The organism is Eubacterium sp. An11 (assembly GCF_002161065.1).
Taxonomy (GTDB): Bacteria; Bacillota; Clostridia; order Lachnospirales; family Lachnospiraceae; genus Anaerobutyricum; species Anaerobutyricum faecale.
In genome coordinates this window covers 26,958-43,441 of sequence record NZ_NFLV01000007.1, presented here as the reverse complement: position 1 = coordinate 43,441, position 16,484 = coordinate 26,958, and the positions used below count along the sequence as shown (strand labels likewise).

Here is a 16,484-nt window from a genome sequence, read left to right as displayed (position 1 = left end):
TGAAAGAAAACTTTAAGATTTTCAGGCGATATTAAATTTTGGACTGCTTTTGTGAGTGAAACAGAGCGGTTCTGGGCAAAGTAAGACAAAAGGAGGGTTGCGAATATGATTTACACTGTTACATTTAATCCGGCGCTTGATTATGTGGTATTTCTGGATCAGCTGAAGCTGGGCGATATCAACAGAGCCACCAGAGAATCCATTTTTTATGGAGGAAAAGGAATCAACGTTTCTACTATATTAAATACCCTCGGCATGGAGACGACAGCCCTGGGATTTGTGGCTGGATTTACGGGAAAAGCCATCGAAGAAGGCCTGGCGGCCCAGGGGATGCATACAGATTTCATACATCTGCCGGAAGGAAATTCCAGGATCAACGTGAAGGTAAAACACGGGGATGAGACGGAAATCAACGGACAGGGCCCGGTGATCACACAGGAGGCCATCGATGCTCTTTTTGAGAAATTACAGGCGCTGGGAGAAGATGACATCCTGGTACTGGCAGGAAGTATTCCAAATACTCTGCCGGAAGATATTTATGAGAGAATTCTTGCGGCGCTTTCCGGAAAGAAAATCCGGACTGTGGTGGATGCCACAAAGGATCTTCTGTTAAATGTCTTGAAATATCATCCGTTTCTTATCAAACCGAACAATCACGAGCTGGGAGAGATGTTCGGTACGGTCTGTGAAACAAGGGAAGATATCGAACATTACGCCGGAGAGCTGCAGAAAATGGGCGCGCGCAACGTGCTGATCTCCATGGCCGGAGACGGCGCCATCCTGATCACAGAAGACGGTGAGACCATTCAGATGGGAACACCGAAGGGAAAAGTGATCAATTCCGTGGGAGCGGGCGATTCCATGGTGGCTGGTTTTGTGGCCGGCTATCTGAGAACCGGAAGTTATAAAGAAGCCTTAAAGAATGGAACGGCGGCGGGCAGCGCCACCGCATTTTCCGAGGGACTGGCTTCCCGGGAGATGTTCGAGGAAATGCTGGCGCAGCTTTAGGCGGCATAACCTTGACAGATAATACAAACCAGATAACAGGGGAAAATACGTAGTAATGCATGGCGGTATGTTTGCAGTACAGGCGAACGTACCGCCCATAAAGTCATGAAAAGAAGGAGAATGATTATGAGAATCGTTGATTTATTGAAAAAAGAAGCGGTTGTTTTAAATGCAGATGTCTCCACCAAAGATCAGATGCTTGATCTGCTCATTGACCTTCACAGCAAGGTTGGAAATATTTCCGACAAGGCAGAGTTCAAGAAAGGGATTTTGAAAAGAGAATCTGAGGGACCGACCGCCATCGCGGATGGAATCTGCATTCCGCATTCCAAAAACAACGCAGTGAAACAGCCGGGTATCGCAGCGATCACTGTACCGCAGGGTGTGGACTGCGAGGCTCTCGACGGACAGCCATCCAATCTGTTTTTTATGATCGCGGCTCCGGCAGAGGGTTCTGACGTTCATCTGGAAGCGCTCTCCAGACTGTCCACCATTTTGATGGACGGGGAGTTCAGAAATAAACTGCTCACCGCAGAAAATGTTGATGCTTTTCTGAAGGCCATCAATGAAAAAGAAGCAGAGAAATATCCGGAAGAAGAAGCCGCAGAGGCTCCGGCAGAGGAACCGGCATCAGGCTACCGGGTGCTGGCGGTTACCGCCTGTCCGACAGGTATCGCCCATACGTATATGGCTGCGGAGGCCCTGGAAGAGAAAGGAAAAGAGATGGGAATCCCGCTGAAAGCGGAGACCAACGGTTCTTCCGGAGCAAAAAATGTACTGACAAAAGAAGAAATCGAGGCCTGCGACGGTATCATCATCGCGGCGGATAAAAATGTGGAGATGGCCCGTTTTGACGGAAAACTGCTCCTGAAAGTCAAGGTTTCCGACGGTATCCATAAACCACAGGAACTGATCGAAAAAATAGTGAATGGAGAAGCTCCGGTCTATCATCATAAAGGCGGAGCGAGTGCCTCTGCCGGGGAAGAAGGAGAAGGAGTCGGCCATCAGATTTATAAACATCTGATGAACGGTGTTTCCAACATGCTTCCGTTTGTCATCGGCGGCGGTATCCTCATTGCCATCGCCTTCCTGCTGGATGATTACAGCATTGACCCGTCCAACTTTGGTATGAACACACCGGTGGCAGCCTTCTTTAAGACGGCCGGCAATGCAGCTTTCGGCTTCATGCTGCCGATCCTTGCCGGATACATCGCCATGAGTATCGCGGACCGGCCGGGATTGATGGTCGGCTTCGTGGGCGGTTATCTTGCCAACGCCGGAACCACTTTCGCATCTGCGTTTGATTCCAGCATCAGCGTGATTTCCGGAGGATTCCTGGGTGCTCTGTTTGCAGGTTTCGTGGCAGGATATCTGGTATTGCTCTTAAAGAAAGCGACAGAAAAACTTCCGGCTTCCATGGACGGTATCCGTCCGATGCTCATTTATCCGGTGATCGGACTGCTGGGCATCAGCGTGATCATGCTGGCAGTAAACCCATTCTTCTCCTGGCTGAATCAGCTGTTGTCCAACGGACTGAATTCTCTGGGCGGAGTAAACTCCATTGTTCTGGGTCTGGTGGTAGCCGGTATGATGTCCATCGACATGGGCGGCCCGTTCAACAAAGCGGCTTACGTATTCGGTACAGCAGCGCTGGCATCCCAGTCGGACAGCGGATACATGATCATGGCAGCGGTTATGGTCGGCGGCATGGTTCCTCCGATTGCCATTGCCATCGCATCCTGGGTATTTAAAAATAAATTCTCTGACAACGACCGCAAGGCAGCTCCGGTCAACGCCATCATGGGTCTCTGCTTTATCTCCGAGGCAGCCATCCCTTACGCAGCCGGCGATCCGCTTCATGTAATCCCATCCTGCGTGATCGGTTCCGCAGCGGCAGGAGCACTGTCCATGGCGTTTAAATGTACACTGATGGCACCTCACGGCGGAATCTTCGTATTCCCTGTGGTAGGCAATGCGCTGATGTATATTGTGGCGCTGCTGGTCGGTTCCATAATCGGTGCGGTACTGCTGGGAGTTTTGAGAAAACCAGTGGCAAAATAGAATCTTCTCTATAATCTAACCTTAAATATAAATTCTGTAATTGAAATCCGGAATGCTGGAGGCACAGCGTCCGGAGAGAGGCAGCACAGTTTTACCATATGTGCTGCCTCTTTTTGTTATCCGGAAGAATTGACCAACAGGCGGTTTGATTTTATAATAAGAAACATAAATTTTCGTAAATGGTAAACTTTTATATGGTAAATGAGAGGGAGAGGTGAAGAAGGCAGGGAATGCGGAAAATAAAAGAAAAGTACCGAAAACTCTTCTGGGTATTTCTGGCCCTGGTCAATCTGGCTGTGGTGGGGACAGTGGTATCCATACATATTTCCGGTAAAGATTATTCTGTGACCCAGAAGGAAAATGCCCGTCTGATCGGACTCAGTTATATGACCATGAATAACGCGTTCTATAAGATCATGAGCGAAGAGATCAATGCGAGGATCGAGGCGGAAGGGGACCGGATGGTCATGAGAGATCCGGCCCTCAATGCGGAACGGCAGATCACGCAGATTGAGGAGATGCTTTCCATGGGGATTGATGTGCTGGTGGTGACTCCGGTGGATTCAGAAAAAATCGTGGATGTCCTTCGAAAAGCAAAAGAGCAGGGAGTCCGCATTGTGGTGCTGGATACCGGAGTGGCAGATCGGGAGGTGGTGGACTGTACCATCACATCGGATAATTATGGCGCGGGGGCCATGGTGGGCAGTTATTTTCTTAAGCAGCATAAAAAGGCCCGGGTGGTTGTCATGACCCATCAGGTGGCACAGTCGGGCAGAGACCGGGTACAGGGATTCCTGGATACGGTGGAGGGACAGCCGGGTATTGAGATCGTAAAAACCATTGAGTGTGAAGGACAGACAGAGATTGCCATGCCTGGCATGCAGGAAGCCATCGCCGGGGGAACAGATTTTGACACGGTCTTTTGCCTCAATGATCTGGCAGCGGTGGGCGTCATTGCAGCCCTGGAAGAAAAAGATATGCTGGATACGGTGGATGTGTACGGTGTGGACGGCTCCCCGGACGCAAAAGCGCTGATCCACGAGGGGATGATGGAGGCCACGGCAGTGCAGTTTCCTTCTCAGATCGGCGGCAAGGCGGCGGACGCCATTTACCGTCTTCTGGACGGAGACAGTGTGGAGAAGATGACGCTGGTTCCGGTGAAACTGATTGACGGAGAGAATGTGGAAGCATTCGGAACGGATCGCTGGCAATAGACGGCAGGCACCGGAGGTGATACATGCCGGCGGCGGCAGATAGCGAAGACCGGTGAAAATCCGCTCAGTAGGAACCGAAGAAGGAGCAAAATGAAGAATGCCGGCACGAAGGAGGAAGGCGCGGTGGCAAAACGACAGATATCAGATTATGTTCTGATTGTTATGAAAAATGTAAATCTGCTGATTATTTTGTTTCTGGCGGGCATTATGGCAGCCAGTCTGCACGGGTATGCCCAGGCAGGAACCGCCATGGAGTTTATGAGGGCGGCCCACGGATTTACCTGGGAGGGATGGAAGATCATAGTCATGGCAGCGGGACTTTACGGAGCCTGTCTGCTGGTGATGTACATACAGAGCGAGACAGCAGCGGCGCTGCTGGTGAAGGTGTGCATAGAGATTCTGCTGGGGTTTCTGGTGAGCTATCTGCTGGGCTTCAGCTACATGGGAGTGATTCTGCTGGTGCTGGCGGATACCATGAAATATTTCCCGAAATCCCGGATCAAGTTCTCGGTGGCGGTGGTGATCTCGCTATTTTATCTGTTTATCAATTATGAGTTCATGTCCGTGTATTTTGATGTGATTCCGCTGTCCGTCTATCTGGATTATTATCAGAGCGACGCCCGGGCGCTGATGTCGGGAATGCAGAATGCGCTGAACGCACTCAATACATTTATTTTTCTGGTATATATGATATCGCTTTTGTGGGCGCAGTTTGACGAGAAAGAGAGGATCCTCTCCCTGAACCGGCAGTTAAACGAGGCCAACAGTGAACTGCAAAAGGCCAATGTACAGCTGGAGCAGTACGCGGAGGAAAAGGAGCAGATGGTGGCGACCAGAGAGAGAAACCGTCTGGCCAGGGAGATCCACGATACCCTGGGGCATGCGCTCACCGGCATCATCACCGGTACGGAAGCCAGCATCGCGCTGATGGATGTGGCGCCGGATATGGCTAAAAAGCAGCTGAAGGTGATCACGGAGGTGGCCAGGCAGGGTATCACCGATGTGCGCCGCTCTGTGAAGGCACTGCGGCCGGACGCGCTGGAAAAATATGATCTGGAAAAGGCCATATCCACCGTTGTGGAGGATATGCGGACGGTGGCTCACATTGACATTGACTACCACTGCAGCACTTCCCTGAATGGGTTTAACAACGATGAGGAGGAGATCATCTACCGGATCGTACAGGAGAGCATTACCAATGCCATACGGCACGGGCATGCCACGGCCATTCAGATTGATATCAGCCGGAAATACGGCACGCTCATTGTCCGGATCCAGGATAACGGAGAGGGCTGTGCGGACATAAAAAAAGGGTTCGGCCTGCATCACATGGAAGAACGCCTGCAGCTACTGCAGGGCACACTGCGCTATAACGGAGAAAATGGCTTTACTGTGGAAGCGCATATTCCGATCCGCTGGGGAGAGAACGGGGAGGAAGATATCAAAGGAGGAGGAAAATAAAAAATGATTAAAGTACTGATTGCCGATGACCAGGAGCTCATGAGACAGAGCCTTCAGATTATTCTGGGAATGGAACAGGATCTTGAGGTGATTGGAGCGGTGGAAAATGGAACCGAAGTCATCCGCGCTGTGCGGAAAGAGAAACCCGATGTGATTTTGATGGATATCCGGATGCCGGAGATGGATGGGGTTGTCTGCACGCAGATCATCAAGGAAAATTATCCGAATATCCGCATCATCATCCTGACTACCTTCGATGATGATGAGTACGTTTTCAATGCCCTCAAATACGGGGCCAGCGGCTATCTGCTGAAGGGAATCTCCACCAAGGAGCTGGCGGAAGCCATCCGGAAAGTGTATCATGGTACCGCTATGATCAACGAAGATATCGCCTCCAAGGTGCTGCGTCTGTTTTCCAGGATGGCTCAGACCAATCTGGCCATTCAGGTGGATGAAAAACAGACGGCGGATTTAAAGCCGACAGAATGGCACATCATCGCGCTGGTGGGCCGTGGGATGTCCAACAAGGAAATCGCCGGGAAACTGGGCTTGTCTGACGGCAGTGTGCGCAACAGTCTGAGTGCCATCTTAAGCAAGCTTGATCTGCGGGACCGTACTCAGCTGGCTATCTGGGCGGTGCAGACAGGGGCGGTCAATCGGGACATGGAGGATAAAATGTGAAAGAGAAAATAAAACGCAGGAAGAATCTGATTCTGGGTGTTCTCTGTGGTCTGATCTGTCTGGGAGTGTGGATCCTGTGGAACGGGATCGACCGCTCAATGGATGCGGCGGACCGGAATACTCTGACCATCGGTGTGTTTTCGGACAGCTACTGGAACGTGCAGAACGGATATTCTTACCGGATCGTGGATGACGCCATTGATGTCTTTGAGAAAGAGCATCCTGGCGTGACAGTGGATTATACCAGCGGCATTCTGAAGGAGGACTATTCTGAGTGGCTGGCAGAAGAACTGATGTCAGAAAATGCGCCGGATGTATTCTTTGTTCTGGGAGATGATTTCAGCAGTTTTGTGGATGCCGGGGCACTTAGGGATCTGACGTCGCTGATGGACGGAGACGAGGATTTTGACCGGGATGCCTTTTATTCTTCCGCTCTGGCCTGTGGTTCCTACAGTGGAAAACAGTACGCCCTTCCTTTTGAATGTGCGCCGAAGCTGATGTTTGTCAACAAGACGATACTGGATAATGAGGGGATCCCCATGCCGGACAACGACTGGACATGGGAAGAGTTCTATGACATCTGTCGGGCGGTCACCAAAGATACAGACGGAGACGGGCTGACAGACCAGTTTGGAGAAATCGGATATACCTGGGCAGAGGCGCTGGAATCCAACGGCATCCGGTTGTTTGATCAGAAAGGGACCGAATGTCATCTGACGGAACCGGGCGTGGAGGCCGCGATTGATTTCATAGAAAAGCTGGGCGGGCTGTCTGACGGATATGATGTCTCAGAGAGAGATTTTGATCTGGGAAATGTGGCGTTTCAGCCCATGTCTTTTTCGGAATTCCGCGCCTATCAGCCGTATCCGCTGAGCGTGAAGAAATATTCTGGTTTTCAGTGGGGCTGTATCCCTATGCCATCGGGCAGCCAGGGGGACAATATTTCCACCCTGGATACGCTGCTCATCGGTATGAACAAGAAGACCACTCATGAGGCGTGGGCCTGGGATTTCATGAAGATCCTCACCAGTGAGCCGGAGATACAGGCGGAGATCTTTGATTATTCGGAAGGGGTATCGGTGCTCCGTTCCGTGACGGAATCGGAACAGACCCTCCAGAGTCTCATTGAGGATTCCGGCAGTGAGGAAAGTCTGAATCTCTCCATTTTGAGCAAGGTGGTGGAGAAATCTCTGGTCTCCATCCGCTTTCCGGGGTATCAGGAAGCGGAAGAACGGGTCAGCCAGGCTGTCAATGCTATCATAGAGGGAGATGGCAACATCAATATGGAGCTGATTATCTGGAACAGAGAGATCAACCGCTTTCTGGAAGAGCAAAATGACGGATAAATGCATAAAAAGATGCTAAGTATAAAAACTTGTTGTAAGAAAATACAATAAAAATTACATTTTTCATAAGGATTTCTGACAAATGTAACATAATATCCATGACGCTTGTGAGATGAAACAGGCGTCTTTTTTTTATATACTTTTATCAAAGCTACAGGAAAGAGAAAGGGTGAAAAGCTATGAAATATGTATTTCTGGTCAGCCATGGCGAGCTGGCCCACGGCATGCACACAGCCCTCACAATGTTCGCGGGAGAGAACAGAGATGACATTCTCTCCGTGGGACTGAAAAATGGAATGGGCGCCGATGCATTTGCGGAAGAAGTAAAGAAATGCCTTTCGGTGACAGGCAGTGATGATGAGATCCTGCTGTTTGCCGATCTGGTGGGCGGTTCCCCGCTGACCACTGCGGCCAATGTGGTGGCGGAAATGGGACTTCTTGACCGGACGGTGATGTGCGGAGGAATGAATCTGCCGCTGGTTCTCAGTGCCGTTGTGATGAAGGACGACACGGACACAGAGGAGCTTATCCAGTCACTGCTTCCAGAGGCAAAGGACGCCATCAGACGTTTTCAGATTTCCGGAGAAGAACCGGAAGAAGAGATTTAATACAAAGAAGAGAGGATTCAAGGAGGAAAAAGAAATGGCAGTATCATTTATTCGTGTGGACGACCGTATGATCCATGGACAGACTTGTACAAGATGGGCGCTGGAGTACCCTTGCGACGGACTGATCGCAGTCAACGATACCGCGGCAAAAAATCCGGTGCTGAAAGCCGCTTACAAGAGTGCCAGCGGAAAGAAAACCTTTGTGTGGTCTCTAGAAGATTTCAAAGCGAAATCAGACAAGGTCATAAAAAGCAAAGATAATTATTTCCTGATCACGAAAAATCCGGTGGATATGAAAAAAATCCTGGTGGACCAGGGATTCCAGCCGGGTATCCATACGGTGATCATAGGACCGTGCAACGACAGGCCGGGAGCGACGAAACTGGGAAATAATCAGTCCATCACCCAGGAAGAAGCCCAGGCGCTGGAAGATATCATGAATGCCGGATACGAAGTGGAGTTTGCGCTTCTTAAAGAGGAGGCAATCGGAAACTGGAAAAAATTCCGCGGACAATTTGGATTTAACTAGGGAGGTACACGGTCATGGAAATTAGTTGGATACAGGCGATATTACTTGGATTATGTGCCTGCCTGTCCAGTATGCCTGGTATGGGAGGTTCATCAATTGGTAACTATACATTGGGAAGACCACTGGTCGGAGGTCTGGTCTGTGGTCTGATTCTCGGAGATATCACCACCGGAATTCTGGTGGGATGCGCGATGCAGGTGGTATACATCGCTCTGGTAACGCCGGGCGGAACGGTTTCCGCTGACGTGAGAGCGGTCAGCTACATCGGTATTCCCCTTGCCATGGCGGCGCTCAGCAGTTATGGACTGGACGCAGCTACATCAGAGGGAACCGCTCTTGCCACTTCGTTCGGTACCATGGTAGGTACGCTGGGAACCGTATTATTTTACGGAACAGCCACCATCAACCTGGTATGGCAGCATATCGGCTGGAAGGCGGTGGAAAAGAGACAGTACAAGAAATTGTATCTGGTGGACATGGGACTTCCGTGGATTTCCCATCTGATCTGCTCTTTCATCCCGACTGTGATCATGTGTAAACTGGGAGCCGATGTGGTTGAGATGATCAAGACCGCTCTTCCTATGGACGGACTGGCAATGAAAACACTGTTCACCGTAGGTTCCCTTCTTCCTTGCGTAGGTATTGCGATTCTGTTAAAGCAGATCGTGAAGAAGATGACAGATTTCATTCCATTTCTTTTTGGTGTCGTTCTGGCGGCATCCATGGGAATCAATCTGGTTTCCGCAACGGTCATTGCGGGAATGTTCGCAATCATTACCTATAAACTGAAACTGCTGCTTCTGACGAAAAACAGCGGCGGGGCTGACGACGACGATGAGGAGGAAATATGATATGGAAAAGAAATTATCCAAAAAAGCGCTGAGCAAATCTTTTCATAACTGGTACTACGGCCATCTGACCTGTTTCTCTCAGGAACATATGCAGACCTTCGGCTACCTGTGTGCCATGCTTCCGCTGGTGGAAGAATTATACGACAATGAAGATGACAAGGCAAAAGCCATGAATACATACACTGCTTTCTTCAATACAGAACCACAGCTGGGTTCCGTGATCGTCGGAATCACAGCCGGCCTGGAGGAAGCGAGAGCAAGCGGGCAGGACGATGTGGATGAGGAAACCATCAACGGGCTTCGTGCCGGTCTCATGGGCCCGATCGCCGGCATCGGCGATTCCCTGGTTGTGGGAACGGTGATCCCGATCCTTCTCGGTATTGCCATGGGTATGTCCACAGGTGGTTCTCCGCTGGGCGCCATTTTTTACATTATCGTGTGGAACCTGTTCGCGTACTTCGGTATGAAGTTCATGTATTTCAAAGGATATGAGCTGGGCGGAAAGGCTGTTGATTTCCTGATCGGCGCCCAGGGCGAAGCGCTTCGTGACGCCATCACTACTTTGGGCGGCATCGTTATCGGTGCGGTATCCGCCACCTGGGTAAGCGTAAAAACTTCTCTGGAACTGATCAGCGCGGAAACCGGAGAAGCCTATGTGGTATTGCAGGATCAGCTGGATGCCGTATTTCCGGGACTTCTCACGACATTATTTATCATCTTCTGCTGGTTCCTGATGGCGAAAAAGCAGATGTCTCCGATCAAGGTCATGCTCCTTCTGGTGGTCATCGCCTTTGTGGGCGTACTGGTAGGATTCTTCGATCCGGGTCTGGCTTACTAAAATAAATGAAATCATTAAAGCTGCAACATTGATATTGAGGGATAGAAAAACGGAGGGAACACCATGAACGCTCTTGAAAAAAGAAATCTTACAACGGAAGCTAAAATGCAGACAGAAGCTCTGAAAAAAATCAATCGGTGGAAAATGATCGCCATGGCGATTTCCACATTGGGTGTGGCGCTGGCCTACGCAGGTTTCGCCGGTCTCATACAAACTCCTCTCCTGGGCGTTCTCGGTGTTGCCGTGACCGTCATCTCAGTGGCAGCGGCCCTGATTTTCAATCTGGGGTTGAAAAATGGCAGAAGAAATGTTAAAAAGATGCTGCAGATATTGGAAGGAGATTTAACATCATGAAATATAAACTCATATGTCTGGACATCGACGGGACGCTGCTGGACAACGAAAAGAACCTGCGGCCGGAGGTGGCGGAAGCCGTCCGCAGAGCCGCTTCTAAAGGAGCGCGCATCGTGCTCAATTCTGCCAGAATGCCCGCAGGCGTGGAACCTATCGAAAAAGAACTGGGAGTATCCTGCATAAAAATATGTGACGGCGGTTCCTATATTCTGGACGGCGATACATGCATCAGCGCCGAACATTTCAGCACGGCATCCATGGAGGGGATCTTCCGGCAGTGCGCCAGGAAGAATCATCTGAATCTGTGGATTTTCCATGACAGAGACTGGTATGTGACGGGCATGGATGACCGAATTGAAAAAGAGATAGAAATTATCGGTTATCATCCGCAGATCATGAAAGTGGAAGAGCTGGCCGGCCGTTGGGACAGAGAAAACACCGGACCCAGCAAGCTGCTCATTCATGCCAGACCGGAGCTCATCAACCAGATCAAAGACGAAATGGCAGAAAATATCCGCCGTGGGATCTGGCCGGATATTTCCATGGCCAAATCCGCAGATTTCTTTCTGGAGATATTCCCGGGAGATATCGACAAGGGTTCTGTGCTAAAAAAGGTCTGCGATATCCTGCACATTTCTCTTGATGAGACTGTCGCCTTCGGCGACCATGAGATGGATATCCCGATGATCCAGACCGCAGGCCTTGGCGTCGCCATGGGAAATGCGGTGGACGAACTAAAACAGATCGCCGATCACATCACCCTGTCCAACGAGGAGGACGGCGTTGCAGTTGCTCTTGACAAAATAATGGCAGGGGAATTATAGTCTTAACAAGTACAAATTTTCACAAGGAGAGACTATATGCTTGTTCCAAAATATTATGAAGATCTTACAACCCTTCATCTGAATACCATGCCGAACCGGGCTTATTATATTCCCGCTTCGGCTTCCATGAATACGGCCGGAGAGAAACGAAACTGCTCCGACCGTTTTGTGCTGTTGAACGGAAACTGGAAGTTCCGTTACTACGAGAGTATTTATGATCTGAAAGAGAAGTTTTTTGAGGAAGGATTCCCGGCGGCGGACTTTGGTGAAATCCCGGTGCCCGGTGTGTGGCAGAATTACGGATACGACCGGCATCAGTACAGCAACATCCGTTATCCGTTTCCTCTGGACCCGCCTTACGTGCCCCAGGACAATCCGTGCGGCGCATATATTCACCGGTTTGATTATGAGCGGCGGCAGGATGCTCCGGAGGCCTACCTTAATTTTGAGGGTGTGGACTCCTGCTTCTATGTGTGGCTGAACGGCGTTTTCATCGGATACAGTCAGGTGTCCCACTGTACCAGCGAGTTCCGGGTGACAGACCAGCTGCGCGATGGAGAAAATGTGCTGGCGGTTCTGGTGATGAAATGGTGCGACGGCAGTTATCTAGAATCCCAGGATAAATTCCGCATGAGCGGCATTTTCCGGGATGTGTATCTGCTGCTGCGGCCGGAACAGGGCATCTTTGATTACTTTGTGAAGGCGGTGCCGGAAAAAGACGGGCGGACAGCATCGGCACCTGCTAACGCGGCACAGGCGGAAGAACGGCAGGCAGAAGGAAAGATGGAATCTGACGAAAAGACTGGTTCTGCATCCGGCGGAATTTACTGTACAGGTCAAATTGACATTACATTCAAATTTTTCGATAAGATGATTCCGGTCACCTGTCGTCTGCTGGACGCCGGCGGCAATCTGGTGGCAGAACGACAGACGACAGATGGACGCCTGCATATGGAAGTGGAGCATCCGCATCTCTGGAATGCGGAAGCCCCATATCTTTACACGATGATTTACGAGACTGTCTGCGGAAATGCCCGGGAAGTGATCACCGACCATATCGGTTTCCGGGAGATTCACATAGAAGGAAATGTATTATATATCAACGGGCAGAAGATAAAGTTCCACGGTGTCAACCGTCATGACAGCGATCCGGTGACGGGCTTTGTCATCCGCGAGGAACAGATCATGAAAGATCTGCGCCTCATGAAGGAACATAACATTAACGCCATCCGCACCAGCCATTATCCCAACACGCCGCATTTTTATGAACTGTATGACCGCCTGGGATTTTATGTCATCGACGAGGCTGACAACGAGAGTCATGGCACCAGCGCCCGGTATATGGAAGCAGAAGATTGGGACACCCAGAGTCTGCGCTGGAACGAAATGATCGCCGATAACCCGGATTTCACGGAGGCCACCGTGGACCGGGCACAGCGCTGTGTGGAGCGGGATAAAAACCGCCCGTCGGTGGTCATCTGGTCTATGGGTAACGAGTGTGCCTACGGCTGCACCTTCGAGGCGGCCCTGGCCTGGACGAAACAGTTTGATGATACCCGTCTGACCCATTATGAGAGCGCCCGTTACGTCTCCGGCATCCGAAAATACGATTACGATAATCTGGATCTGTACAGCCGTATGTATCCGTCTCTCGCTGAGATGAAAGAGTATCTGGAAGAGGACGGGCGCAAACCGTACATTTTATGTGAATACTGCCACGCCATGGGCAACGGCCCGGGGGATCTGGAAGATTACTTCCAATTCATGGAACAGTACGATGGTGTGTGCGGCGGTTTCGTGTGGGAATGGTGCGACCATGCCATCGACAGAGGAACCACGCCGGACGGCAGGAAAGTTTATGCCTACGGAGGCGACAGCGGCGAATTCCCGCATGACGGAAACTTCTGCATGGACGGACTGGTCTATCCGGACCGCCGGGTCCACACCGGCCTTCTGGAATACAAAAATGTGTACCGCCCGGCGCGGGTGGTCTCCTATGACCAGAACAGCGGCCAGCTGTGCCTTCATAATTATATGGATTTCACCAACCTTAAGGATTACCTGCACCTTTCCTGGAAACTGCTCTGTGACGGCGTGGAAATGGAAGAGGGAATGATTAACGGTGCGGGATCAGTGAATCCTGGCGCAGAAACTTGTAATACCGGCGCAGGTCAGGAAATGTCGGATGATACCTTCAACCTGGCGCGTTCCTGCTGCCTGGACATCCCTCCTCACAGCGAAGGCAGCCTGTATCTGCCCGTGCATGTTCCGGAACGGGGGAAGGCAGCGCTCCTGCTGTCTTATCATCTGACAGAAGAGGCGGCCGCCCGGCAGGAAATCCTCCCGGCAGGCTGCTGCCTTGGCTTTGATGAGATTCCGCTGGAAACTGCGGATAATGTGAATCAGACAGCCCGGGCAATATGGGAAGGAATTCCGGCAGGGATATTGGGAGAGCGTCTGAAAAAAATGCGGAAAGGCCATCCGGCTGTCCCGGTGGCGGTGAAAGAAGACGACAAAAATGTGGTTCTGCGGGGTGCGGACTGGCGCTATGTTTACGATAAGAGAACCGGTATATTTTCAGAGATGGTATATCACAACCAGAATCTTCTGGCAAAGCCGATGGAATATAACATCTGGCGGGCACCCACAGACAACGACCGCAACATCAAAAAGCAGTGGATTCGTGCCGGATACGACCGGACGATCAGCCGGGCGTACGAGACGAAGATACACTGTGCGGGACAAAAGGCAGATGGTGAAGGACAGAAGCCAAATGACGGGGGACAGATAAACGAAGAACTTCCGGCGGGAACAGTCGCGCTGGAGAGTCAGCTTTCCCTGTCAGCTGTCTATTTGCAGCGGATCCTCAACATCCAGGCAAGGTGGATCATTTATCCGGACGGGCACCTCGATGTGCGTCTGGACGTGACCCGCACGCCGGAATTCCCGTTCCTGCCACGATTTGGCCTGCGGCTTTTCCTGCCAAAATCCATGACAGAAGTTACCTACTGCGGCATCGGCCCGAACGAAAGTTACGCCGACAAGCGGCAGTCCGGCTGGCACGGACGTTTTGAGACCAGCGTCCGGGCGCTCCACGAAGACTATATCCGCCCGCAGGAAAACGGCGCTCATGATGACTGCGACTATGTGATCGTGGAAAATAACAGTCTCTCCTTTGCGGTTGCGGCAGTTTCGGCCATCGCTGGAAAATCCGCCGTGCAGAAAGACACATTTTCCTTCCAGATATCCGAGTACACCCAGGAAGAACTGACAGCGAAAGCTCACAACTATCAGCTGGAAAAATCTCCGTATACCGTTCTCTGCCTGGACTACGCCCAGAGCGGCGTCGGGTCAGGCAGCTGCGGACCGGAGCTTCTGGAGAAGTACCGGCTGGATGCAGAACATTTTGTGTTTGAGCTGGGACTTCGGGTGAGGGAGAAGTTTTAAAAGAATATTGTGAAGATACAGAAAAACCACTCCGGGACTTTGGAATAGCAGCGGAGTGGTAATTCTAATTTCTGCCTTTGTGAAAGGGACGCCCCTTTTGCGGGCAGTTTTCTATTATCTCACCGGACGGCACACAATTGCTTCTTCGGATATTTTTCTAAGTTCCCGTGGGGCAGATCCGTCGGAGAGGAAATAATGTCCGTCTTTGTCGACGATGACGGCGCTTTTTTGTCCATCCATATAAAAGATCATGTAATCATTTTTATAAATGTGATAAAAACCTTCCTGTAATATCACATTATTGATATTATACCACTGGAACCTGCCGGATCTTCCTTCATCAGAGGAAGGAGGAATCACAGCAATATATTGTGCGTCATCGAGAGAATTACTCTGGTATGTGCCAAAGAAATGGGAAGGGGTGTCGTTTTCACGTTGATGCGTGAGGGATGCATTGTCGGCAGGAATCAATTGTATCAGTACACTGAATATGAAAATACAGATAACAGCAGCTATCGTGATATAGATAATCTTTTTACGTGTAAGCAATGTATCTACTCCCCCTTCCGACAGGTGATCGCAGCCGGCGATATTTTCAGAATCTTTTCCGGATGCCGTAACGATAGCGTCAGAGAATCATCTGTGAGATAGTAGTTCCCGTTTTGCCGGGTGATGGATGCAATCTGTCTGCCGCCGGCAAAAAGGATGATAGATTCATTTTTGTCAATGCGATAATTTCCTTCGTGGAGGATCACGTCATCGGTGGTATACCACTGAAAATGCAGTTCCCTGTCTGCTCCTGTCCGGGAAGGCGGGAGGACGGCGATGTATTCGATGTCGCCGGGCAGCTCCCGCTGGTAAGTGCCGGCAGCGTCAATGATGATTTTTTTCTTTTTTTCAGACATAATCATTCCTTCTTTCGGACGTTCATCTGAACGATGTTTGCAGATGAAAACCGTTCAGTAATGGTACTTCAAGTATATAATACAAAGAGAAAAATGGCAAGGGTCCGCTGTGATCTGAAAGAAATTCGTGATAGGGATTTTGGGATTATTTTGCCGGCACCCATTGCATCCGGACGTCTTTTGGGAGTATAATAATCTATACCAGCAGATGTGTCATTGTCTATGCGGATGTATATCGATCATGTAGATGTGTGTCGATCATCCGGATGTGCATTGATTATGCGGATATGTTATCGATCCGCCGGATGCGCGGTCAGTCATGGGTGTCTGCCGCGCGGCCAAAACGGTGCAGACTAG

General features: G+C 50.6%; 15 protein-coding genes. 13 read left to right on the top strand and 2 right to left on the bottom strand.

The annotated features are described in order from the left end of the window. Nucleotides 1-105 precede the first annotated feature (105 nt). From pfkB to B5E53_RS07495, 13 genes are all read left to right on the top strand, one after another. The gene (gene pfkB / locus B5E53_RS07555) at nt 106-1,008 is read left to right on the top strand and encodes a 1-phosphofructokinase (protein WP_087313733.1); all 903 of its coding nucleotides are present in this window, start codon (nt 106-108) and stop codon (nt 1,006-1,008) included. Between the two features lie 126 nt (nt 1,009-1,134). Beyond that, nucleotides 1,135-3,069, top strand: a complete 1,935-nt coding sequence (locus B5E53_RS07550) for a fructose-specific PTS transporter subunit EIIC (RefSeq protein ID WP_087313730.1) — start codon at nt 1,135-1,137, stop codon at nt 3,067-3,069. Nucleotides 3,070-3,299: 230 nt separating this feature from the next. Beyond that, a complete protein-coding gene (locus tag B5E53_RS07545; RefSeq protein ID WP_087313728.1) occupies nt 3,300-4,283 on the top strand; it encodes a sugar ABC transporter substrate-binding protein in 984 nt (327 codons plus the stop codon). A gap of 90 nt (nt 4,284-4,373) precedes the next feature. Next, the gene (locus B5E53_RS19700; RefSeq protein WP_087313726.1) at nt 4,374-5,744 is read left to right on the top strand and encodes a sensor histidine kinase; all 1,371 of its coding nucleotides are present in this window, start codon (nt 4,374-4,376) and stop codon (nt 5,742-5,744) included. Nucleotides 5,745-5,747: 3 nt separating this feature from the next. Beyond that, on the top strand, nt 5,748-6,425 hold the full coding sequence (locus tag B5E53_RS07535; RefSeq protein ID WP_087313724.1) for a response regulator transcription factor: 678 nt from the start codon (nt 5,748-5,750) through the stop codon (nt 6,423-6,425). Next, nucleotides 6,422-7,771: a sugar ABC transporter substrate-binding protein gene (locus B5E53_RS07530; protein ID WP_087313722.1), complete on the top strand. Its 1,350-nt coding sequence runs from the start codon at nt 6,422-6,424 to the stop codon at nt 7,769-7,771. The genes B5E53_RS07535 and B5E53_RS07530 overlap by 4 nt, the downstream gene beginning before the upstream one ends. A 179-nt stretch (nt 7,772-7,950) precedes the next feature. Continuing rightward, the gene (locus tag B5E53_RS07525) at nt 7,951-8,379 is read left to right on the top strand and encodes a PTS fructose transporter subunit IIA (protein WP_087313720.1); all 429 of its coding nucleotides are present in this window, start codon (nt 7,951-7,953) and stop codon (nt 8,377-8,379) included. A 34-nt stretch (nt 8,380-8,413) separates the two neighbouring features. Further along, entirely contained in the window at nt 8,414-8,908 is a 495-nt protein-coding gene (locus B5E53_RS07520; protein WP_087313718.1) for a PTS sugar transporter subunit IIB, read from the top strand. A gap of 14 nt (nt 8,909-8,922) precedes the next feature. Further along, complete coding sequence (locus B5E53_RS07515; RefSeq protein ID WP_087313716.1) at nt 8,923-9,759, top strand: PTS sugar transporter subunit IIC; 837 nt, start codon at nt 8,923-8,925, stop codon at nt 9,757-9,759. A gap of 1 nt (nt 9,760) precedes the next feature. After that, a complete protein-coding gene (locus B5E53_RS07510) occupies nt 9,761-10,597 on the top strand; it encodes a PTS system mannose/fructose/sorbose family transporter subunit IID (RefSeq protein WP_087313714.1) in 837 nt (278 codons plus the stop codon). 63 nt (nt 10,598-10,660) lie between these two features. Next, entirely contained in the window at nt 10,661-10,951 is a 291-nt protein-coding gene (locus B5E53_RS07505) for a hypothetical protein (RefSeq protein ID WP_087313712.1), read from the top strand. Beyond that, the gene (locus tag B5E53_RS07500; protein WP_087313710.1) at nt 10,948-11,775 is read left to right on the top strand and encodes a Cof-type HAD-IIB family hydrolase; all 828 of its coding nucleotides are present in this window, start codon (nt 10,948-10,950) and stop codon (nt 11,773-11,775) included. The genes B5E53_RS07505 and B5E53_RS07500 overlap by 4 nt, the downstream gene beginning before the upstream one ends. A 36-nt stretch (nt 11,776-11,811) precedes the next feature. After that, the gene (locus B5E53_RS07495; protein ID WP_087313708.1) at nt 11,812-15,222 is read left to right on the top strand and encodes a glycoside hydrolase family 2 TIM barrel-domain containing protein; all 3,411 of its coding nucleotides are present in this window, start codon (nt 11,812-11,814) and stop codon (nt 15,220-15,222) included. Nucleotides 15,223-15,336: 114 nt separating this feature from the next. On the opposite strand, the gene B5E53_RS07490 is transcribed toward B5E53_RS07495, so the two are convergent. Both B5E53_RS07490 and B5E53_RS07485 read right to left on the bottom strand, forming a co-directional pair. Continuing rightward, nucleotides 15,337-15,771, bottom strand: coding sequence for a hypothetical protein (locus B5E53_RS07490; protein ID WP_087313706.1), 435 nt, complete (start codon nt 15,769-15,771; stop codon nt 15,337-15,339). 5 nt (nt 15,772-15,776) lie between these two features. Next, nucleotides 15,777-16,127 carry a hypothetical protein gene (locus B5E53_RS07485; protein ID WP_087313704.1) on the bottom strand — a complete coding sequence of 117 codons (351 nt, stop codon included), beginning with the start codon at nt 16,125-16,127 and terminating at the stop codon, nt 15,777-15,779. Between the last annotated feature and the right edge of the window lie 357 nt (nt 16,128-16,484).